General features: G+C 74.4%; 21 protein-coding genes. 17 read left to right on the top strand and 4 right to left on the bottom strand.

The window, feature by feature from the left end:
* Positions 1–39: 39 nt before the first annotated feature.
* The 11 genes from glnD (at position 40) to AMPC_RS03815 (ending at position 11,349) form a co-directional block, all read left to right on the top strand.
* Positions 40–2,808 carry a [protein-PII] uridylyltransferase gene (gene glnD, locus AMPC_RS03865; RefSeq protein WP_248344469.1) on the top strand — a complete coding sequence of 923 codons (2,769 nt, stop codon included), beginning with the start codon at positions 40–42 and terminating at the stop codon, positions 2,806–2,808.
* 211 nt (positions 2,809–3,019) lie between these two features.
* Complete coding sequence (locus AMPC_RS03860; protein ID WP_248344468.1) at positions 3,020–3,937, top strand: RimK family alpha-L-glutamate ligase; 918 nt, start codon at positions 3,020–3,022, stop codon at positions 3,935–3,937.
* Positions 3,930–4,313: a general stress protein B gene (locus tag AMPC_RS03855; protein WP_248344467.1), complete on the top strand. Its 384-nt coding sequence runs from the start codon at positions 3,930–3,932 to the stop codon at positions 4,311–4,313. Before AMPC_RS03860 ends, AMPC_RS03855 begins: the two co-directional genes overlap by 8 nt.
* A 67-nt stretch (positions 4,314–4,380) precedes the next feature.
* Complete coding sequence (locus tag AMPC_RS20555) at positions 4,381–4,587, top strand: hypothetical protein (protein ID WP_248344466.1); 207 nt, start codon at positions 4,381–4,383, stop codon at positions 4,585–4,587.
* 103 nt (positions 4,588–4,690) lie between these two features.
* On the top strand, positions 4,691–5,314 hold the full coding sequence (locus AMPC_RS03845) for an L-threonylcarbamoyladenylate synthase (RefSeq protein WP_248344465.1): 624 nt from the start codon (positions 4,691–4,693) through the stop codon (positions 5,312–5,314).
* 94 nt (positions 5,315–5,408) lie between these two features.
* Complete coding sequence (xerD, locus tag AMPC_RS03840; protein ID WP_248344464.1) at positions 5,409–6,305, top strand: site-specific tyrosine recombinase XerD; 897 nt, start codon at positions 5,409–5,411, stop codon at positions 6,303–6,305.
* 123 nt (positions 6,306–6,428) lie between these two features.
* The gene (locus AMPC_RS03835; RefSeq protein ID WP_248344462.1) at positions 6,429–7,073 is read left to right on the top strand and encodes a site-2 protease family protein; all 645 of its coding nucleotides are present in this window, start codon (positions 6,429–6,431) and stop codon (positions 7,071–7,073) included.
* A gap of 11 nt (positions 7,074–7,084) precedes the next feature.
* Complete coding sequence (gene trpS, locus AMPC_RS03830) at positions 7,085–8,077, top strand: tryptophan--tRNA ligase (RefSeq protein ID WP_248344460.1); 993 nt, start codon at positions 7,085–7,087, stop codon at positions 8,075–8,077.
* Between the two features lie 69 nt (positions 8,078–8,146).
* Positions 8,147–9,007, top strand: coding sequence for a segregation and condensation protein A (locus tag AMPC_RS03825; protein WP_248344457.1), 861 nt, complete (start codon positions 8,147–8,149; stop codon positions 9,005–9,007).
* 14 nt (positions 9,008–9,021) lie between these two features.
* Entirely contained in the window at positions 9,022–10,191 is a 1,170-nt protein-coding gene (gene scpB, locus AMPC_RS03820; protein WP_248344454.1) for an SMC-Scp complex subunit ScpB, read from the top strand.
* Positions 10,192–11,349: a pseudouridine synthase gene (locus tag AMPC_RS03815; protein WP_248344452.1), complete on the top strand. Its 1,158-nt coding sequence runs from the start codon at positions 10,192–10,194 to the stop codon at positions 11,347–11,349.
* Positions 11,350–11,412: 63 nt separating this feature from the next.
* On the opposite strand, the gene AMPC_RS03810 is transcribed toward AMPC_RS03815, so the two are convergent.
* From AMPC_RS03810 to AMPC_RS03795, 4 genes are read right to left on the bottom strand one after another with little or no spacing between them, the layout of a single operon-like run.
* On the bottom strand, positions 11,413–12,882 hold the full coding sequence (locus tag AMPC_RS03810; RefSeq protein ID WP_248344450.1) for an STN domain-containing protein: 1,470 nt from the start codon (positions 12,880–12,882) through the stop codon (positions 11,413–11,415).
* A 9-nt stretch (positions 12,883–12,891) separates the two neighbouring features.
* Positions 12,892–13,413 (bottom strand): anti-sigma factor, encoded by a 522-nt coding sequence (locus AMPC_RS03805; RefSeq protein WP_248344448.1) that lies wholly within the window; start codon positions 13,411–13,413, stop codon positions 12,892–12,894.
* Positions 13,410–14,078: an RNA polymerase sigma factor gene (locus AMPC_RS03800; protein ID WP_248344446.1), complete on the bottom strand. Its 669-nt coding sequence runs from the start codon at positions 14,076–14,078 to the stop codon at positions 13,410–13,412. Before AMPC_RS03800 ends, AMPC_RS03805 begins: the two co-directional genes overlap by 4 nt.
* Before the next feature lie 52 nt (positions 14,079–14,130).
* Entirely contained in the window at positions 14,131–15,369 is a 1,239-nt protein-coding gene (locus AMPC_RS03795) for an ArsB/NhaD family transporter (protein WP_248344444.1), read from the bottom strand.
* A gap of 108 nt (positions 15,370–15,477) precedes the next feature.
* On the opposite strand from AMPC_RS03795, the gene rtcA reads away from it, so the two are divergent.
* The 6 genes from rtcA (at position 15,478) to AMPC_RS03765 (ending at position 20,294) form a co-directional block, all read left to right on the top strand.
* Positions 15,478–16,569 (top strand): RNA 3'-terminal phosphate cyclase, encoded by a 1,092-nt coding sequence (rtcA, locus tag AMPC_RS03790; protein WP_248344441.1) that lies wholly within the window; start codon positions 15,478–15,480, stop codon positions 16,567–16,569.
* Between the two features lie 10 nt (positions 16,570–16,579).
* Positions 16,580–17,665 (top strand): Mrp/NBP35 family ATP-binding protein, encoded by a 1,086-nt coding sequence (locus tag AMPC_RS03785; RefSeq protein WP_248344439.1) that lies wholly within the window; start codon positions 16,580–16,582, stop codon positions 17,663–17,665.
* Positions 17,666–17,687: 22 nt separating this feature from the next.
* Positions 17,688–18,140, top strand: a complete 453-nt coding sequence (locus AMPC_RS03780) for a hypothetical protein (protein ID WP_248344436.1) — start codon at positions 17,688–17,690, stop codon at positions 18,138–18,140.
* A complete protein-coding gene (locus tag AMPC_RS03775; RefSeq protein WP_248344434.1) occupies positions 18,137–18,481 on the top strand; it encodes a hypothetical protein in 345 nt (114 codons plus the stop codon). The genes AMPC_RS03780 and AMPC_RS03775 overlap by 4 nt, the downstream gene beginning before the upstream one ends.
* A 162-nt stretch (positions 18,482–18,643) precedes the next feature.
* Complete coding sequence (locus tag AMPC_RS03770; protein ID WP_248344432.1) at positions 18,644–19,498, top strand: 3-hydroxyacyl-CoA dehydrogenase family protein; 855 nt, start codon at positions 18,644–18,646, stop codon at positions 19,496–19,498.
* 4 nt (positions 19,499–19,502) lie between these two features.
* Complete coding sequence (locus AMPC_RS03765) at positions 19,503–20,294, top strand: enoyl-CoA hydratase-related protein (RefSeq protein ID WP_248344431.1); 792 nt, start codon at positions 19,503–19,505, stop codon at positions 20,292–20,294.
* The last annotated feature ends 10 nt before the right edge of the window (positions 20,295–20,304 follow it).

The raw sequence follows: 20,304 nt of genomic DNA, 5'->3' as shown, positions 1-20,304 counted from the left end.
TGCGGCACGCGCCACCCCCCGGCCGGTATACTTCGACGGATGCCCGAGCTCGCCCCCTCCGCTCCCGCGCTCCCCGCCGCCGCCCCGTACGAGCTCGAGACCTACTCGGCCCGGATCCCCGCCCTGACCGGGGACGCCAAGGCCGACCTCGCCGCCCTGCGCGCCTTCCTCGAGGGCGCCCACCGCGCCGGCGCGAGCGGCCACACCGTGGTCCGCCTCCAGAGCACCGCCATGGACGGGCTCGTCACCCACCTCTGGGAGCGGGCCCTCGAGGAGGGCGCCCGCGCCGCGCCCCCGAGCCCGCTCTCGCTCGTCGCCCTCGGCGGCTACGGCCGGCGCGAGCTCGCGCCGTACAGCGACCTCGACCTCCTCGTGCTCCACGGCCGCGGCGCGCCCGACGCCTTCGCCAAGGCCGCCAGCGAGAAGTTCCTCTACTCGCTCTGGGACCTCCGGCTCGAGGTGGGCTACGGCGTCCGCGATCTCGCGAGCTGCGAGTCGCTCGCCGCCGAGGACCACACCGCCCGCACGGCGCTCCTCGACCTGCGCTGGCTCGCGGGGGACCGGGCGCTCTACCGCGAGCTCGAGCGCGAGCAGCTCCACGGGCTCTCCCAGGCGCGGGCCGAGGGCTTCGTCACCGACAAGCTCGCCGAGATGCGGGAGCGGCGCGAGAAGTTCGGCGACTCGCTCTACCTGCTCGAGCCCAACGTGAAGCAGTCGGAGGGCGGGCTGCGGGATCTCCAGTCGGCGCTCTGGGTGGCGCGCGTCCGCTTCAAGGTGGCGGGCGTCACCGAGCTGCTCGCCCGGGCGCTCCTCCCGGAGCGCGAGATCCGGGAGATGCGGCGGGCCCGCGACTACATCTGGCGCGTCCGCAACGAGCTCCACTACCTCGCGGGCCGCAAGAGCGACCAGCTCACCTTCGACGTCCAGCCGCAGGTGGCGCGGTTCATGGGGTACGTCGAGCCCGACGGCAAGCCGGCGGTCGAGGAGTTCATGCGGCACTACTACCTCGCCGCGAAGACCATCCGCGTGGCCTGCGACGCCATCGTGGACCGGGCGCTCGAGCCGGCCAACTCCACCGGCTGGCGGCAGGTGCCGGCGCCGGCCACGCTCACCGGCGCCGAGCGGCGCGCCGGCCCGCCGAGCGCGGAGTGGGCGCTGCCGGGCGGCGAGTTCAAGGTCTTCCGCGGCCGGCTCACCGTCGCGAGCAGCGACGTGCTCCAGAAGTCCCCGGCGGCGCTCCTGCGCCTCTTCACCACCGCCGACCGCGAGGGGCTCGAGCTCTACCCGTACGCCCGCGACCAGGCCGCGTCGGTGGCCGCCGAGCTCCCGCCCGAGGCGGCGGACGACCCGGAGCTCAACCAGGAGCTCCTCTCGGCGATGCTGCGCCCCGGCACCCGCGGCCGGTTCCTCTCGGTGATGCACCAGCTCGGCGTGCTGCCCAGGCTGGTGCCCGAGTTCGCGCGCATCACCGCCCGGCGCCAGATCGACGTCTACCACGTGTACACCGTGGACGTTCACAGCCTCTTCGCCGTCCGGCGGCTGCTCGCGCTGCGCGCCGGCGACGTGAAGGAGGAGTCGCTCGCCCCGCTCATGCAGCGGCTCGAGCGGCCGCTCTCGCTCTACCTCGGCACGCTCTTCCACGACATCGGCAAGGGCGGCGGCGCCGACCACGCCGCCCGCGGGGCAGAGATCGCCGCCCAGGCCTGCGTGCGGCTCGGGATCGACCCCGCCGACGCCGCCGACGTGGAGTGGCTCGTCGCGAAGCACCTGCGCATGGCCGCGATCTCGCAGCGGCGCGACCTCTCCGACCCGGAGCTCATCCACTCCTTCGCCGCCGAGTGCGGCTCGACCGACCGGCTCGACAAGCTGTACCTCCTCACCTACGCCGACATCGCCACGGTGGGCCCGCGCACCTGGACCGAGTGGAAGGCCCGGCTCCTGCGCGAGCTGTACGAGAAGGCGAGCGCCGCGCTGGCGGCCGGCGAGGGGCGGCGGCGCGCCGACCCCGGGGCGGCGGAGTCCTCCGGCCGGGCGCGGGTGGCGCAGGCGCTCCAGGCCCGCGCCACCGAGCGGGAGCGGACGCGCTTCCTCGCCGCCATGCCGGCGCGCTACTTCGTCACCGTGGAGCCGCGCCAGGCGCCCACCCACCTGCGCCTCCTGCGGCGGAGCCGCGCGCTCCCGTTCGCCGCCGCGATGCGCCACCACCCGCAGCTCGGCTACTCCGAGCTGACGCTGACCGCGCCGGACCGGCCCGGGCTCCTGTCGCTCGTCGCCGGGGTGCTCGCCGCCCACCGGATCGACATCCAGCACGCCGAGGTCTACTCGACGACGCCGGACGCGCCGGCGCTGGGCTGGCTCTCCGGCCGCGCGCTCGACTACTTCGAGGTGCGCGGGCCGGAGGAGGGCGCCCTCGACCCGGCCCGGTGGCGCGCCGCGCGCGCCGACCTGCGCCGCGTGCTCTCGGGCCAGGAGTCGCTCGAGGCCCTCCTCGCCCGCCGCCTCCGCGCGTCGGGCCTGCTGGAGAAGCCGCTGCCGAGCGTGCCGACGAAGGTCGTCATCGACGACGACAGCGCCCGCGACCGGACCGTCATCGACGTGTTCACCGCGGACCGGGTCGGGCTCCTCTGGCGGCTCTCCCGCGCCTTCTTCGAGCTCGGGCTCTCGGTGGACCTCGCCCGCATCACCACCGAGGGCCACCGCGCCGCCGACGCCTTCTACGTCCGCGCGCCGGGCGGCGGCCACCTCGAGCCGGAGCACGCCCGCCGGGTCGTCGAGGCCGTCCAGGCGGCGCTCGCCGCGCGAAGCTGACGGCCGGGCTCCCTCCGGCGCAGCGCTCTCACGGGGCTGCTCTCGCCCCAGGCGTGGCCTCCCCCGCGCTCGGGAGGGGGCCGGTCGCCTGAGCTTGGGCAAAACCGCTCCCTTGTCCGGCCGGAACACCGTGCCCAGCGTTATGCCCAGGCGGTCGGGGAAGGGGAAGGGGAGCAGGCTTTTGGGACGCGGTGAACGTTGCCGGTTCGGCGTGGTGACGGCCTGGCCGGAGGAGGACTGGCACAGCCAGCGGCTCCTGGAGGCGCTCGGCCGGCGCGGGGCCGCCAGCGCCGTGGACCCCGCGAGCCTCTCGGCCTTCGTGGAGGAAGGTGTCGACGTGCGAGCAGGAGGCGAGCCGGCCGGGCGCTTCGACGCCTTCGTCCTCGTGCGGGGCCTCGGCCGGGCCGGGGACCCCGACGTGCAGTTCGAGATCTACCGCGCCCTCGAGGAGTCCGGGGCGGTGGTGGTGAACGCCATCGACGCGCTCCTGGCTGCCCAGGACAAGTTCCGCACGACCTGCCTGCTCGCTCGGGCGGGGCTGCCGACCCCCCGCGCGGCGGTGGCGCAGCGGCCGGAGGAGGCCGACGCCGCCCTCGAGGCCCTGGGCGACGCGGTGCTGAAGCCCGTCACCGGATCGCTCGGCGAGGGGCTGCTGCGGGTCCGCGACGACGCCGCCGGGCGCGAGGCGCTCCGGGAGCGGCTCGCCCGCGACGGGGCGGTGTACCTCCAGGAGTTCGTGCCGACCGGCGGGACCGACCTCAGGCTCTTCGTGGTGGGGGGCGCGGTGGTGGGAGCCATGGAGCGGGTCGCGCCTCCGGGGGAGTGGCGCACCAACGTGGCGCAGGGGGCGCGCGTCCGCGCCTACGAGGCCGCGGGCGAGGTGCGCGCGGTCGCCGAGAGCGCGGCGGCGGCGCTCGGGCTCGACTATGCCGGAGTGGACCTGGCGGACGGCGGGGAAGGCATGACCGTCCTCGAAGTGAACGGAAACCCGAGCTGGCGCGGCATCCTCGAGGCCACCGGGCAGGACATGGCGGAGCGGATCGCCGATCACGTGCTCGCGAGGGCCACGTGCCGGCTCCGGCGCGGCGTCAAGTCGAAGCTGCAAGAGACGGGAGCGACACATGGCTGAGGAGAAGAAGGGCGGCAACAAGGGCGCGATGACCGTGTCGGAGGCGGGACGCAAGGGCGGCGTCCGGGTGCGCGAGACGCGCGGCCGGAAGTTCTACGAGGAGATCGGGAAGAAGGGCGGCGAGACGGTCAAGGCCGAGCGCGGCCGGAAGTTCTACGAGGAGATCGGGAAGAAGGGCGGCGACACGGTCAAGGCCGAGCGCGGGCCCCGCTTCTACGAGGAGATCGGCAAGAAGGGCGGCGAGACCATCAAGGCCGAGCGCGGCACGCCCTTCTACGAGGAGATCGGTCGGAAGGGCGGACACAAGGTCCGCGAGCTGATCGAGAAAGGCAAGGCCGGCGCCGAGGAGACGGCCGTGACGGATCACGAGAAGTGACCGGTGGAGGCCGGGCGCCGGCTCGCGCCGGTGATCGGCCGAAGCCCGGTTTGGGAAGGGGGGAAGCATGGCGATGGAAGACGGGAAGGTGGGCGGGTCCCAACCGGAGCTGGACGGAGCGGCGCCGCGCCGCGCGATGACGGTGGCGGAGGCGGGGCGGAAGGGCGGCATCACCGTGCGAGACGAGCGCGGGCACGCCTTCTACGAGGAGATCGGCCGCAAGGGCGGCCAGAAGGTGCGGGAGCTCATCAACCGGGGCAAGACCCGGACCTGAGCCGCCGCGCGGGACTCGCCGCGCGCGAGCGAACGGCGCCCGCCCGGTCCCCGGGCGGGCGTTTCGTTTCCGGCGGGCCGGAAGTCTGGTAGAAAACCGCGCCATGGCTGCCGCGCCCATCCTCGAGATCGACCCCCAGCATCCGCAGCCCCGCGCGGTCGAGCGCGCCGTCTCCGTGCTCGCCTCGAGCGGCCTCGTCGCCTTCCCGACCGACACCTACTACGGGCTCGGCTGCGACCTCTTCGACAAGCGCGCCATCGAGCGGATCTACCTGCTGAAGCAGATGCCGAAGGAGCACGAGCTCTCCTTCATCTGCGCCGACCTGGCCGAGATCTCGCGCTACGCCATCGTGGACAACACCGCGTACCGGGTGCTGCGGCGCAAGGCGCCCGGCCCGTACACCTTCATCCTCCCGGCGACCCGGCTCGTGCCGGACCTCGTGCTCCGCCGCCAGAAGACGGTGGGCATCCGCATCCCCGACAGCCCCATCGCGCTCGCCCTGGTGAAGGGGCTCGCGCACCCGATCATCTCCACCTCCGCGGCGGCGCCGGACGGCGAGGTGCTCATCGACCCGCGCGACATCAAGGAGCGGCTCGGCCACGGGCTCGACCTCATCCTCGACGGCGGGTACCAGCCGAACGAGCCGTCCACCGTGGTGGACCTCTGCGGGCCTGAGCCGGTGGTCGTGCGCGAGGGCAAGGGCGACGTCTCCGACCTCCTGACCTGACCTAGGGGGCTGCGCCCTCCCCAGCTTCGCTGGGGCCCCTCCCGGCAGCCGCCTGGAACTGGACCAGATGGGCCGGCGCGCTATCGTCGGCGGGATGAGCGCGCTCGACCCGGCCCTGGACCTCTTCCTCGCCCACGTCCGGGTGGAGAAGGGGCTCTCCGAGCACAGCGTCGAGGGCTACGGCCGCGACCTCCGCCGCTACCTCGACGACCTGGACGGGCAGGGGGTCTCGGACTGGGCCGCGGTCACCCGGCGCCACCTCGCCGCCCACCTCGCCGCGCTCACCGCGAAGGGGCTCTCGCCGCGCAGCCAGGCCCGGGCGCTCTCCGCCATCCGGGGCCTGCACCGGCTCCTCGTCTCCGAGCGGATCTCGCAGGTCGATCCGACCGAGGAGGTGGACTCGCCGCGCAAGGAGCGGCGGCTGCCGGTGGTGCTCTCGCGCGACGAGGTGGTGCGGCTCGTGGAGGCGCCGCCGCTCCGGACCGCCGCCGGGATCCGCGACCGGGCCATGCTGGAGGTGCTCTACGCCACCGGCCTGCGCGTCTCGGAGCTCGTCGGGCTCGGGGTGAACGACGTCAACCTCGAGACCCGGGTGCTGCTCGCGCGCGGGAAGGGGAAGAAGGAGCGGATCGTCCCGCTCGGCGCCCCCGCGGCGGAGGCGGTGAAGCTCTACCTGGCCGCCGCCCGCGAGAAGCTCCTGCACGGCCGGCGGAGCAAGGATCTCTTCGTCACGCCCCGCGGCGCCCGGATGACGCGGCAGGGCTTCTACAAGCTCGTGAACCGGTACGCGCGGGCGGCGGGCATCGCCCGGCGCATCTCTCCCCACAAGCTGCGCCACAGCTTCGCGACCCACCTCCTCGCCGGCGGCGCCGACCTCCGCGCGGTGCAGGCGATGCTGGGCCACGCCGACATCTCGACCACGCAGATCTACACCCACGTGGAGCGCAGCCAGGTCCAGCGCGTGTACGCGCGGACCCACCCCCGCGCCTGACCGGCATCGGGCGATATCTCCTTGAAATTCAAGCTCGTACCGGGGGTCCAGGCAGGCGCCCGAGCGCGTTGACCCCGCGCCCCTGCGCTGCTAAGAACCTCCTTCCCTTATCGAGGCTTACGCTTGAATCTGGATCAACTCCGCCAGGGGGCGATGCTGCTCGTCCCCCTCATCCTGTCGCTCACCGTCCACGAGTTCGCCCACGCCTGGAGCGCCTCCAGGCTGGGCGACGACACGGCGGAGCGCATGGGGCGGCTGACGCTCAACCCGTTCGCGCACATCGACCTGTTCGGCACCATCCTGCTGCCGTTGCTCGGGATCCCGTTCGGCTGGGCGAAGCCGGTGCCCATCGATCCGTCGCGGTTCCGCCGGAGCGTCAAGGTGAGCACCGGGACCATGCTGACGGCCGGCGCCGGGCCGCTCGCCAACGTGGCCCTCGCCTTCGTCTGCCTCCTCCTGCTGGCGCTCGGGCTGCGCTTCGCCCCCGAGCTCGTGGGGCGCCACTCGCCGGGCGCGGCGCTCCTCTCGATGTGCGTGAGCCTCAACGTCACGCTCGCGGTCTTCAACCTCATCCCGGTCCCGCCGCTCGACGGCAGCCGGGTGCTCGAGGGGCTCCTGCCGTACCGGTGGCGGCCCGGCTGGGAGCGCTTCGCGGCGTTCTCGCCGTTCCTGCTCATCGGCGTCATCTTCCTCGGCCCGCGCCTCATCGCCGGCCCGTCCGACCTGCTCCTCTCGCTGCTCTTCCGGCTCGTGAACGTCATCGCCTAGAGGCGCCCTCCATGTCCGAACCGCTCCAGCCCATCGTGGTCTCGGGGATGCGCCCCACCGGGCGCCTCCACCTCGGCCACCTGCACGGCGCCATCGCCAACTGGGTGAAGCTGCAGTCGAACCACCGCTGCTTCTACTTCAGCGCCGACTGGCACGCGCTCACCACGAGCTACGACCGGACCGAGGTGATCCGCGAGTCCCAGCGCGAGATGTTCGTGGACTGGATCGCCGCCGGCATCGACCCGGAGCGCGCCTCGCTCTTCATCCAGAGCCAGGTGAAGGAGCACGCCGAGCTCTACCTGCTGCTCGGGATGATCACGCCCCTCGGCTGGCTGGAGCGCTGCCCCACCTTCAAGGACCAGAAGGAGCAGCTCACCGACCGCGACCTCAACCTCTACGGCTTCCTCGGCTACCCGGTGCTGATGACCGCCGACGTGGTGCTCTACAAGGCCAACGCGGTGCCGGTCGGCGTGGACCAGATCCCGCACCTCGAGCTCTCGCGCGAGATCGTGCGCCGCTTCAACTTCCACTTCGGCGAGGTCTTCCCCGAGCCGAAGCCGCTCCTCACCGAGGCGGCCAAGGTGCTCGGCACCGACGGCCGCAAGATGTCGAAGAGCTACGGCAACGCCATCGACCTCGGCGAGAGCGCCGAGTCCACGACCAAGAAGATCATGGGGATGGTGACCGACCCGTCGCGCAAGCGGCGGCAGGACCCGGGCAACCCCGACGTCTGCGGCATCTACGACCTGCACAAGGTCTACTCGCCGCCGGAGGTCCTCGAGTGGTCGGCGACCGGCTGCCGCTCGGCCGGGATCGGCTGCGTGGACTGCAAGAAGAAGCTGCTCGAGAAGCTCGCCCCCGACCAGGAGCGGCTCCGGGAACGGCGCGAGTCGCTGCTCGCGCGCCCCGGCGACCTCGACGAGCTCATCCGGATCGGCACCGGCAAGGCGCGCGCGGAGGCCCAGCGCACCATGGCCGAGGTGCGCGAGGCGATGAAGCTCTAGCCCCGGCGGTCCGGGACTCCTCGCGTGGCGAAGGCGCCTTCACAGAAGCGGCGAGAGGCCGAGGAGCCGGTGGCGCCGCCGCCGTCGGCCGCCGATCGCGCCGCGCTCGACGCCTTCAAGGTCACGCTCCCGGCCGCGAAGCCGGGCGAGCCGCCCTTCGAGGGGCCGCTGGACCTGCTCCTGCACCTCGTGAAGGAGCACCAGCTCGACCTGTTCGACATCCCGATCGCGCGCATCACCGAGGGCTACCTCGCGACGCTGGAGCGGCTGCGCGAGCTCGACATCGACATCGCCGGCGAGTTCCTCCACATGGCGGCGCAGCTCATGCTCATGAAGAGCAAGCTGCTCCTGCCGCGCACCGAGGTGGCCGAGGACGCGCCGGTGGACGACGCGTCGGGCGTGGACCCGCGCGCCGAGCTGGTCCGCCGGCTGCTCGAGTACCAGAAGTACAAGGCGGCCGGGGAGGACCTCGGCCAGCGCGACGTGCTCGAGCGCGACGTCTTCACGCGCAAGGTGCGCCTGCCGCCGCCCGAGGCGCCGGAGGGGCCCGAGGGGCTCGCCGACATCTCGGTGTTCAAGCTCATCCAGGCGCTCGACCGCGCGCTCAAGAACGCCAAGCCCGAGTTCGGCCACGAGGTGGTGACCGACCGGCTCAGCATCACCGACGCCATCTCGCGGGTGGCCGACCTCCTGCGGGCCCGTCGCCAGGCCACCTTCTCGGAGCTGCTCGAGGGGACCGAGGGCGAGGCCCCGCGCACCCGCTCCAGCATCATCGCCACCTTCCTGGCGCTGCTCGAGATGGGCAAGCTGAAGCTCATCCGCATCTTCCAGTCGGGCGTCGAGGAGGAGGGGCCGGGGGCGGAGATCCTGGTGGAGGCCAAGGACTCCCTGCTCGCCGGCGACGTCTCCGCCGACGTGGACTACCGCTGAACGAGGACCGCTCGATGACCGAGGAGCAGAAGGATCCCGCCGCCCCCGAGGGCGAGGCGCCCGCCGAGGCGGCCCCCGAGGCCGCGCCGGCCGGGGAGGGGAGCGCCGCGAACGCCGGCGCCGAGGCGCAGGGCGCGCCCGAGCCGGCCGGGGAGGACGCCCCGGTCGCCGACGTGCCGCCCGCCGGCGAGGAGCCGCCCCCGCCGGCGCCGCCGCGCGCCTCGCCCGGCGTCTCCGCCGACGAGCTGCAGGCGCTCCAGGCCGCCGAGGAGGCCAAGGGAGACGAGGAGCTCGACGAGGTCGAGGCGGCCAGCATCGACGTCCAGGAGGCGGAGAAGGAGGAGCCGTTCGAGAAGCTCCAGGCCGCCGCCAAGAAGCTCTCCCCGGAGCGGGTGCGGGCCATCCTCGAGACCCTGCTGTTCCTCTCCGAGAAGCCGCTCGCCGTCGAGGACGTCCGCCGCGCCACCGGCCTCGAGCCGGCGCGCATCGAGAAGGCCTTCGACAAGCTCTCCGGCCAGTACCGCGAGGGCGTCTCGGGCATCGTGCTCCACGAGGTGGCCGGCGGCTGGCAGCTCCGCACCAGCCCCGACACCGCCGACTACGCCCGGCGCTTCCTCAAGGTGAAGCCGCAGCGGCTCACCCGCGCCGCCCTCGAGACGCTCGCCATCATCGCCTACCGCCAGCCGGTGACCCGCCCCGAGATCGAGGAGATCCGGAGCGTGGACTGCGGCGCGGTGGTGAAGGCGCTCCTCGAGCGCAAGCTCATCAAGATCCTGGGCAAGAAGGAGGAGCCGGGCCGCCCCATGCTGTACGGGACCACCCGCGAGTTCCTCGAGTTCTTCGCCCTCAAGGACCTGGCCTCGCTACCGACGCTGCGCGAGTTCCACGAGCTCTCCGAGGAGCACCGCGACATCGTCGAGAAGGAGGCCCCGGAGCCCGAGTCCCCCGGCATCGAGGGGATCGTGGCGGAGCTCACCGACCCGGCGCTGCGCGCCGCCCTCGAGGCGAGCCAGGCCGAGAGCGACGCCGCCCTCGACGAGCTCGAGAAGGCGATGGCGGCCGCCGAGGAGAAGACGCGCGTCGCCGCCCAGGCGCTCGACCCGAAGCCCCCGCCGCCCGAGGGGGGAGAGCTCCCGCTCGCGCCCGCGGACGGCGCCCCCCCGCCGCCGAAGCCGGAGAGCTAGATGGAGCGCTTGCAGAAGTACCTCGCCAACGCCGGCGTCGCCTCCCGCCGCAAGGCGGAGGAGATCATCGCCGAGGGCCGGGTGAAGGTGAACGGCGCGGTGGTCACCGAGCAGGGCACCAAGGTCGATCCCGAGACCGACGTGGTGCTCCTCGACGGCAAGCCGGTCGGGGCGCGGCAGGGGCAGCGGTACCTGCTGCTCTACAAGCCCCCGGGGTGCGTCACCACCATGAGCGACCCCCAGGGCCGCCCGACCGCCGCCTCGTACCTCACCGGCGTGAAGGAGCGGGTCTTCCCGGTGGGGCGGCTCGACTACGACGCCGAGGGCGCGGTCCTCTTCACCACCGACGGCGAGCTCGCGAACCGGCTCGCCCACCCGCGCTACGGCCACCGGCGTGTCTACCTCGTGAAGGTGAAGGGCGACGCCTCGGCGGGCGCCGCCCCCGGCAGCGCCGCCGCGCTGGCGCCCCGGCTCGAGGACTCGCTCGCCCGGCTCCGCGAGGGGGTGCGGCTCGAGGACGGGCCGGCGAAGGCGCTCTCCTGCGAGATCCACGAGAAGGCCGAGAAGAACGTCTGGCTCCGGATCGAGGTCGGGGAGGGTCGCTACCACCTCGTGAAGCGGCTCTGCGAGGCGGTGGGGCTCACCGTCCTGCGGCTCTTCCGCCCCGAGTTCGGCGGCGTCTCGGTGCAGGGGCTCCGGTCCGGCCACTTCCGCGATCTCGCGCCGGAGGAGCTGCGCGCGATGCGCGCCCTCGTCGGGCTCGAGGGGCGGGGGGGAGAGCACGACCTCTCCGACATCCCCGAGGCGCGCGAGGCGCCCGTGAAGCGCCCGCTGCCCAAGGCGGCGCGGCGCCACGGCCACGGCCCGCCGGCCCCGCGGGGCCAGGAGCCGAAGCCCAGGCCGGAGCCGCTGGCCGCGCCCTCGCGCCAGCCGCCGGAGGTCGCCGCGCGGCCGGGCAGGCCCGCTCCGTCGGGCCAGCGCCCTGGCTCCGGAAAGCCGGCCGCTCCCGGAAAGGCCTCTTCTTCCGGGAAGCCCACCTCTTCCGGAAGGGCCTTCTCCTCCGGAAACCGCCCCAGCGCCGGCAAGCCTTTCTCGCCCGGCAAGCGCCCCGGCTCCGGCAAGCCTTCCCGCCTCGGGAAGCCCCCCCGCTCGCGCTGAAGTACCGGCGGCCTCTCCCTCCCCACCGCGTGGGGAGGGCAGGGGAGGGGCGATCCCGAGCGGCTACGCCACCGGCGCGCCGGGCGGCGGCGCGGCCGGGGTGGCCGGCGGGAGCGTGGTCGGGAGCGCCCGCTCCCCGCCGAAGCGGGTCCGGAGCACCGCGCCGAACGCGAAGAGCCAGGCCGTCACCCAGACCATCCCGCCCAGCACCGGGACGTGGGTCACCGCCACGAGGAGCGCCGTGCCGAGGGCGAGCTGCACCACCGCCTGGCCGCGGCGCGGGTGGACCGGCAGCCGGCGCCCGAGGGCCAGCGCCAGCGCGGTGAACCCCAGCACCGCGGCCGCGAGCACCGCCAGGACCTGCACCGCCACGAGCGGGATCCCCACTACGGTCACGGTGAGGAGCAGCGCCAGGAGGGGCAGGGCGAGCGTCCCGAGGAGCCCCACCAGCACCACCTTGAGCGGCTGGCCGAACAGCCCGGCGCCGACCCCCTCGACGCGGCGAGGGGCGATCGCCCAGAGCACGAGCCCGAGCAGGAAGAAGATCACGAACTCGGTGAGGGCGCGCGCCGCGCCGAACACCGGCGAGCGGGACCCGGAGAAGAGGAAGGGCTTCGAGCCGGCCAGGGCGGCGATCCCGGCCAGCCCGGGGACGCCGATGCTGGTCTGCTGCCCCTCCACCTCACCGCCCGGGTCCACCACGATCTTGCCGCCGATCGAGACGGCGTCGCGCCCGACGCGCGCCCCGGGGCCGACGTGGACGTCGCCGCCGATGGCCACCACCTCGCGCTCCACCTCCGCGCCGGGGCCGAGGTCCACGGAGCCCATCACCGCGGTCGCCTCACGCGCCCCGCTGCCCGGCTCGAAGCGCACGTTGCCGCGGAGCGCCACCACGCTGCGCGGGTGCTGCCCGGCGGGGACCGTGACGTCCCCGTGCGACACCTGGTCCCGCCCCGAGCCGCCGTCGCCCTCGTCGTCGGCCTCGTCCGCGTCCCCGTCCGGCTCGTCGGCGCCGCGGCCGGCGTCGGGGGCGCCCTGCGGCCCCTCCTTGAGCTCCGCCTTCGAGCGCCGGCGCTGCTCCCGATCCGGCGGGCCGAGCTGGTAGACGAGGCGCCGCTTCCCGGCCTCCAGCACCGCGCTCGCGCCCGGCGCCACCGTGACGATGCTGCCCTTGCGCGTGGCCACGAGCGGCGTGCCCTCGAGCACCGCCTCGAGCGCGTCCTGCACCGGGACGTCCTTCAACGCCAGGGTCACCGACCGCTCCCCGAGGGGGCCGGTGCTCGCGACGAGGTTGAACCCGCCGGCGCCGGCGATCCGCTGCAGCGCCGCGTCGAGCTTCATCGCGCCCGAGAGCGACACCTTGCGGGCGTCCTGCCTCGGCCAGTCCCCGGCGAGCCGCCCGGCGACGCGCGCGGGCGCGGCCGGCACGGCCGGCGGGGCCGGAGGAGCGGGAGGGGGGAGGCCGGCACCGACGCCGCCGCCGGTGGGGGCGAGCAGGGCGAGCGTGGCGGCGAGCAGGGCGGAGGTGAGCATGGTGGTCCTCTAGGCGGCGGGCGCCGCGGCGCGGGCCGGCACGAGCGGTCGGAGCAGGAGCGAGACGAGGAGCACCGCGCACGCGGCGGCGACCGCGATCTGGAGCCGCAGGGCGTGGAGGATGGGCGAGAGGACGTCCCCGCCGATCCGGATCGCCTCCGCCCCGTCGGCGAGGAGGGAGCCGCCGCGGGAGAGGACCGGGGCCCAGGCGCTCGCGCCGGCGAGCGCGAAGAGCGCCGCCGCGGCGAGGGCGGCGACGCCGGCGATGCCGAGGGCGAGCCGCCGCTCGAAGGCGCGGGCCTCCTCGACCGCCGCGATCCGGGACATGACGCCCTGGGTGAAGCCGGGCGGCGGAGGCGGGGCGGGGAGCTCGGCCTCGAGCGCCGCCGCGAGGGCGCGGTAGGACTCGACCAGCGCGGCGCAGGCCTCGCAGGCGGCGGCGTGACGCTCCGGCCCGGCAGCCTCGGCGGGCGGCAGGACGCCGTCGGCGAGGAGCTGGGCGGTCTCGTCGGTCAGGTGCGCGTGGCTCATGGCCGCTCCTCCTGCTGCCCCAGGGCCTCGCGCAGCCTCGCGCGGGCGCGGTGCAGCCAGGTCATCACCGTGCCGATGGGGACCTCCATCGTCACGGCGATCTCCTTGTAGCTCAGGTGCTCGACATGGAAGAGGTGGATGACCTGCCGGTAGTTCTCGGGCAGGGTCGCCACCGCGGCGCCGACGGCCCGCGCGCCCTCCGCGGTGGCCAGCGTGACGTCGGCCGGGGCGGCCGGGTCGGCGAGCTCGGGGCGCTCCGCGCCGTCGCGGGGCGGGGCGTCGAGCTCGACGGTGCGCGACGCGGGCAGCCGCCGGCGGACGAGGTCGATGCAGTGGTTGCGGGCGATGCGCAGGAGCCACGGCGCGAAGGGCTGGGCCGGGTCGTAGCCCGGGAGCGAGGCCCAGGCGCGGACGAAGCTCTCCTGCGCCGCGTCGCGCGCCTCCTCCGGCTGGCGCAGCACGCGCAGACAGAGGCCGTAGACCGCGCGCTGGTGCAGGTCCACGAGGCGGGCGAAGGCCCGCTGATCTCCCTGCCGGGCGGCGCGCGCGACGGCGGCCTCGTCGTCCAGGTCGAGCGTCACGCCGCGGTCGAGCTCCCCAAAGGCCCCCCACTCCCAGACGGTCAGTGCGACGGCGGCCACCATGCCGGAAGTACGGTCGCGCACCCCGTCTATTTCAGGCGAATCCCCGCCCCGCCTCTCGCCGGGGCGGTGAGCCTCATGGGAGCACGCCGAGCGCTCGCTCGGCCAGCAGAATCAGCAGTGATCCCGCGAGCGTGACCCCCGTGACGACCGCGCCGACCCGCAGGAACGGCCAGAAAGGGATGCGCCGCCCGGGCCCGGCCATCTCGAGGACGATGAGGTTGGCGACCGAGCCGACCACGGTGAGGTTCCCCGCCAGGGTCGAGGCGAGGGCGGTCACGAGCCAGCCCAGCCCGGGCTCGGCCAGGCGCGGCACCCAGTGGCCGGCGAGCACCACGAAGGGGACGTTCGAGACCACCTGCGACGCGGCGACGGTGAAGAGCGAGAAGACCGCCGTCTGCCGGACCGGGCCGGCGCCGAGCCAGGGCGCGATGGCCCCGTGCATCCGGTCGGCGAGCCCGGCCTTGCCCACGCCGGCCACGACCACGAACAGCCCGGCGAAGAAGAGGAGGAGCGGCCAGTCCACGCGCTGCAGCGCCTCGCGCGGCGCCCGCCCGGAGATCGCCATGCAGAGCGCCGCGCCGAAGAGCGCGGTCCAGGAGAGCGGGAGGCCGGCCAGGAAGCCCAGGAGCACGAGCGCGGTGCAGGCGAGGGCGCGGCGGAGCGGGCGCGGCTGGATGGGCGGGCGGGGGAGCCGGCGGCCCGCGAGCGGCCGCTCGACGAGCTCGGCCCGGAAGCGCCACTGCAGCAGGAGCGCCACCGCGCAGAGGGAGAAGAGCGCCGGCGCGGCGAGGGCGCCCGCGAAGCGCGCGTAGGGGATCCCGGAGAGCGTCCCCACGATCATGTTCTGCGGGTTGCCGGTGAGGGTGGCGCTGCTCCCGGCGTTGGCGCCGAAGGCGAGCGCCAGCAGGAACGGGGTCGGCGGCAGCTCGGCCTCGTCCACTACCCGCAGCACGAGCGGCGTCATCATGAGGCAGACGGTGTCGTTCACGAGGAAGGCCGAGAGCCCGCCCGCGCCGAGCACCACCGCCCAGAGCAGCGCCCGTGGCGTGCGGACCGAGGTGACCACCTTCCAGCTGGCCCAGCGGAAGAAGCCGGCCTCGGTGAGATAGGCCGTGAGGATCATCATCCCGAGCAGGAGGCCGATGGTGTCGCCGTTGATCGCGGCCCCGGCCTCGGCCGGGGTCAGGACCCGCAGGGCCACCATGAGCGCCGCGCCCAGCAGCGCGGCGGCCGGGCGATCGAGCGAGAGGCCCGGGAAGCGGCCGGCGGCGATGGCGACGTAGGTGAGGACGAAGACGAGGAGCGCGGCCACGGGCTCCTTCTATCCGCTCCCGCGCCGCGGCGGGAGCCTTCTCGCACCCCGAGTGGGCCCGTGCGCGTCGTGTTCACCCCGGGACGCAGGGACTAGAGTGGGCTCGTGATGGACCAATCGATCGTGCTCGACGGCAGCGCCGGCGAGGGAGGCGGGCAGATCCTCCGCACCGCGCTGTCGCTGTCGGCCATCACCGGCCGCCCGTTCGAGATCCACCAGCTGCGGGCCAACCGGCTGAAGCCCGGCCTCCGCCCCCAGCACCGCGAGGCGGCGCGGGCGATCGCCCTCGTGACCGGCGGGGGGGTGGAGGGAGCGGAGGTGGGCTCCTCGCACCTCCGCTTCCGCCCCGGCGGGCCGGTCCGGCCCGGCGACCACACCTTCGACGTCGGCACCGCCGGCTCGACGCCGCTCCTGTTCCAGACGCTCTGCTGGCCGCTCGCCCTCGCCGGCGAGGCCTCGCACCTCACGCTGCGCGGCGGCACGCACCAGGACTACAGCCCGACCTTCCACTACCTGGCGCTAGTCTGGGCGCCCGCGGTGGCGCGGCTCGGCTTCCGCTTCGAGCTCGGCCTCCGGGCCGCCGGCTTCTACCCGGAGGGCGGGGGCGAGTTCACCGCGGTGGTCGAGCCGGCGCACGCGATGCCCCCGCTCGACCTGCGGCAGCGCGGCACGCTGCGCGAGGTCGAGGTGGTCTCGATGGTGGCGGGGCTCGAGTTCGCGGTGGCGGAGCGCCAGGCCGCCCGGGCGGTCCGGCGCCTGCGCGACCAGGGCGTCCCGGCGGAGGCGAGCTGCGTGCCGGCCCCGGCCCGGCTCTCGACCGGCGCGCACCTCATCGTGGTGGGCCACTTCGAGCGCTGCAGCTCCGGTCACGGCGCGCTCGGCGGCCGCGGCGAGTCGCCGGAGCGGACCGCCGACGAGGCGGTGGGGGAGTTCCACGAGTTCCTCTCGGGCGCCGGGGCGGTGGACGTGCACCTCGGCGACCAGCTGCTCCTCCCGGCCGCCCTCGCCGCCGCCGGCCTCCTCTCGCCGCCGCCCGGCGTCGTGCCGCTCACGCAGTTCACCGTCGCCCGGGTGACGCCGCACCTCCTGACCAACGCCGAGGTGATCCGGCGCTTCCTCGACGTGGAGGTCACGGTGAGCGGCGAGCCGGGGCAGGAGGGCGCCGTGTCGGCTGGCCCGCGGCACCCGCCTTCGCTATAAGAAACGGTTCATGGCCCTCGACAACCAGACAGCCCTCGACGCGCTCCGCAAGGTGCAGGACCCCGAGCTCCGCCGCGACCTCGTGACCCTCGGCATGGTGAAGGACCTCCGGGTGGAGGGGGACGCGGTCTCCCTCACGGTCGAGCTGACGACGCCGGCCTGCCCGCTGCGCGAGACCATCGGCAAGGACGTGGAGGCCGCGCTGCGCGGCGCCGGGTTCACCCGCGTCGCGCTCCGCTTCGGCGCGAACGTCCGCTCCGCCCCCGGCACCTCGCAGAGCCAGCTCACCCCCGGCGTGAAGAACATCGTGCTGGTCGGCGCCGGCAAGGGCGGCGTCGGCAAGAGCACCGTCGCCATCAACCTCGCCATCGGGCTCGCCCGCAGCGGCGCGAAGGTCGGCATCCTCGACGCCGACATCTACGGCCCCTCGGTCCCCATCCTGACCGGCCTCGACCGCAAGCCCGAGTCGAAGGACGGCGCGCGGCTCGAGCCGCTCGAGGCGCACGGCATCAAGGTCATGTCGATCGGGTTCCTCATCGACCCCGACCAGGCGCTCATCTGGCGCGGGCCGATGGTCACCTCGGCGCTGGTGCAGCTGCTGCGCGACGTGAACTGGGGCGAGCTCGACTACCTCGTGCTCGACCTGCCGCCGGGGACCGGCGACGTCCCGCTCACCCTGGCCCAGAACGTCCGCGCCGCCGGCGTGGTGCTGGTCTCGACGCCGCAGGACCTGGCGCTCGCCGACGTGATCCGAGCGAAGCTCATGTTCGACAAGGTCAACATCCCGGTGCTCGGGATCGTCGAGAACATGTCCTCCTTCATCTGCCCGCACTGCCGGCAGGAGACGCAGGTCTTCAGCCACGGCGGCGCCCGGGCGGCGGCCGAGAAGATGGGCATCCGCTTCCTCGGCGAGATCCCGCTCGACCTCGCGGTGCGCGAGGGCGGCGATGCCGGCGTGCCCATCGTGGCGGGCCAGCCGGAGGGGCCGCAGGCCCAGGCCTTCCTCGCCATGGCGCGCAACGTGGCCGGCGCGGTGAGCACGCAGGTGATGAAGGCCCCGCGCCTGCCGGTGATCGGCGCGCAGCCGCGCGCCTGAGCGGAGAGGAGGGGGGCTCGACATGTCCGACTTCAAGGACCCCGAGGCGCTGCACGAGGACCCGGAGGCGCCGGGCGATCCCACGGCCTCTCGCGGCTTCGTGGCCGACGCCGTCCGCAAGGCGGTGCTGGCCGGCGTGGGCGCGCTCTTCCTCACCGAGGAGGGGGCGAAGAAGCTGGCCCGCGACTGGAAGCTCCCGAAGGACGTCCTCACCTACGTGCTCGGCCAGGCTGCCTCGGCGAAGCAGGAGATCCTGCGGGTCTTCAGCGAGGAGACCCGCAAGTTCATGGAGTCGGAGGCGCTCCGGCGCGAGTTCCTGAAGCTCCTCACCTCCATGTCGATCGAAGTAAAGGCCGAGATCCGGCTCCGCGAGGCCGGGCCCGGGAAGGTGAAGGCGCACGTCGAGGGGACCGAGGTGAAGCCCCGCTTCCGCAAGCGCCGCGGCGAAGAGGACCCGGGCGGCGGCGAGGCGTGAAGCTGGCCGCCCGCATGCTGTTCCTGGCCGGGGCCATCGCCATCGGCTTCTTCCTCCTGCGCGCCGCGCCGCGCGACCTCGTGCTCGTCTACGCCATCGACGAGCAGCCGCGCCCCACCGGCGTGGCGGTGGACGTGCTCCGCGACGGCGAGACGATCCGCCACGCCGAGTTCCGGTTCGCCCGCGGCGCGCCGGCCCAGGTCCGCCACCCGGTGAAGCTGACCGACGGGAGCTACACGCTCCGGTTCCGGCTCGAGGCGCCCGGGCGGCCGGTGGCCACCGTGGAGCGGCCGCTGACCGTGGACGAGAGCGGGCCGGTGGTGGTGAACGTCGCCCCCTGACGGACCGCCGGGCTCCCGATGGGACGCCCGGGAACTCCGTTTTCGGCGCGCGCCCGCCCCGGCGGCGTGGCACATTCGGACCTGCACGCGGCGCCGTCCGGGTTGACCCCTGGTGTGGCGCCCAGGCCTCGGCGCGCCGCGGCGCGCCCAGGGAGAGACGGCATGGCGATCGAGCGGGTGGCGGTGATCGGCGCCGGGCAGATGGGCGGCGGGATCGCCCAGGTGGCGGCCCAGGCGGGGCTCTCGGTGGTGCTGGCCGACGCGACGCCGGAGCTGGCGGCGCGCGGCCTCTCCCGCATCGCCGCCGGGCTCGGCAAGCTGGTGGAGAAGGGGAAGCTCCCGGCCTCGGGGCGCGAGGCCGTCCTGGCGCGCATCGAGGCGGCCCCCGGGCTCGAGGCCTGCGCCGGGGCCGACCTCGCCATCGAGGCCATCGTCGAGAAGGAGGACGCGAAGCGGGAGCTGTTCCAGCGGCTCGAGCCGCACCTCGGGCCGCGCGCCATCCTCGCCTCGAACACCAGCTCGATCTCCATCACCGCGCTCGCCGCGGCCACGCGGCGGCCGGACCGGTTCATCGGGATGCACTTCATGAACCCGCCGCCGGTGATGCAGCTCGTGGAGGTGATCCGCGGGCTGCAGACGAGCGACGAGACCTGGGCCGCGGTCACGACGCTCGCGAAGCGGCTCGGCAAGGTGACGGTGACCTCGAGGGACGTGCCCGGGTTCATCGTGAACCGGGTGCTCATCCCGCTCATCAACGAGGCCTGCTTCGCGCTGCAGGAGGGGCTCGCCAGCGCCGAGGACATCGACACCGCCGTGAAGCTCGGGCTCAACCACCCCATGGGCCCGCTCACGCTCGCCGACTTCATCGGGCTCGACACCTGCCTCTACATCGCCGAGGTGCTCCACCGGGAGCTCGGCGAGGACAAGTACCGCCCGGCGGCGCTGCTGCGGCAGCACGTCGCGGCGGGGTGGCTCGGCCGCAAGGCCGGGCGTGGCTTCTACCGGTACGACGGGTGACCGCATGGACGTGACCAACCCCGAGAACGTGTCGTTCGAGGTGACCGACGGCATCGGCGTCCTCACGGTGGCGCGCGAGCGGGCGCTCAACGCGCTCAACGACAAGACGCTCCACGAGATCCTGGGCGTCCTCGACCAGGTCCGCATCGACCGCAACGTCCGCGCCCTGGTGCTCACCGGCCGCGGCGAGAAGGCCTTCGTCGCCGGGGCCGACATCGCCGAGATGGCGGAGCTGGGGCCGCTCCAGGCGCGCCGCTTCGCCGACCTCGGGCACCGCGTCTGCGGCCGGCTCGAGCGGCTCGAGGTGCCCACCCTGGCCGCCGTGAACGGCTTCGCCCTCGGCGGCGGGCTCGAGCTCGCGATGGCCTGCGACCTGGTCTACGCGAGCGAGCGGGCGCGGCTCGGCCAGCCCGAGGTGAACCTCGGGCTCATCCCGGGCTTCGGCGGCACCCAGCGGCTGCTCCGGCGGGTGGGGATCATGCGGGCGAAGGAGATGATCTTCACCGGGGCGACCTACGGCGCGGAGCAGGCGCGGGACATGGGGCTGGTCCTCGAGGTGGTGCCGCACGCCCAGCTCCTCCCGTTCTGCCTCGAGAAGGCGCGGCTCATCGCCTCGCGCGGGCCGGTGGCGGTGGCGCAGGCCAAGCGCGCCATCCAGGCCGGCGCCGACGTGAGCCTCGCCTCCGGCTGCGAGCTGGAGCGGGAGGCCTTCGCGCTCCTGTTCGGCACGGCCGACGCGGCCGAGGGAATGCGCGCCTTCGTCGAGAAGCGGAGCCCGTCGTTCCGGGGCGCCTGAGGAGGACACC

Origin of the sequence: Anaeromyxobacter paludicola, from assembly GCF_023169965.1 — a bacterium.
In the GTDB taxonomy this organism is placed as follows: Bacteria; Myxococcota; Myxococcia; order Myxococcales; family Anaeromyxobacteraceae; genus Anaeromyxobacter_B; species Anaeromyxobacter_B paludicola.
This window is presented reverse-complemented; position numbering and strand designations above follow the sequence as displayed.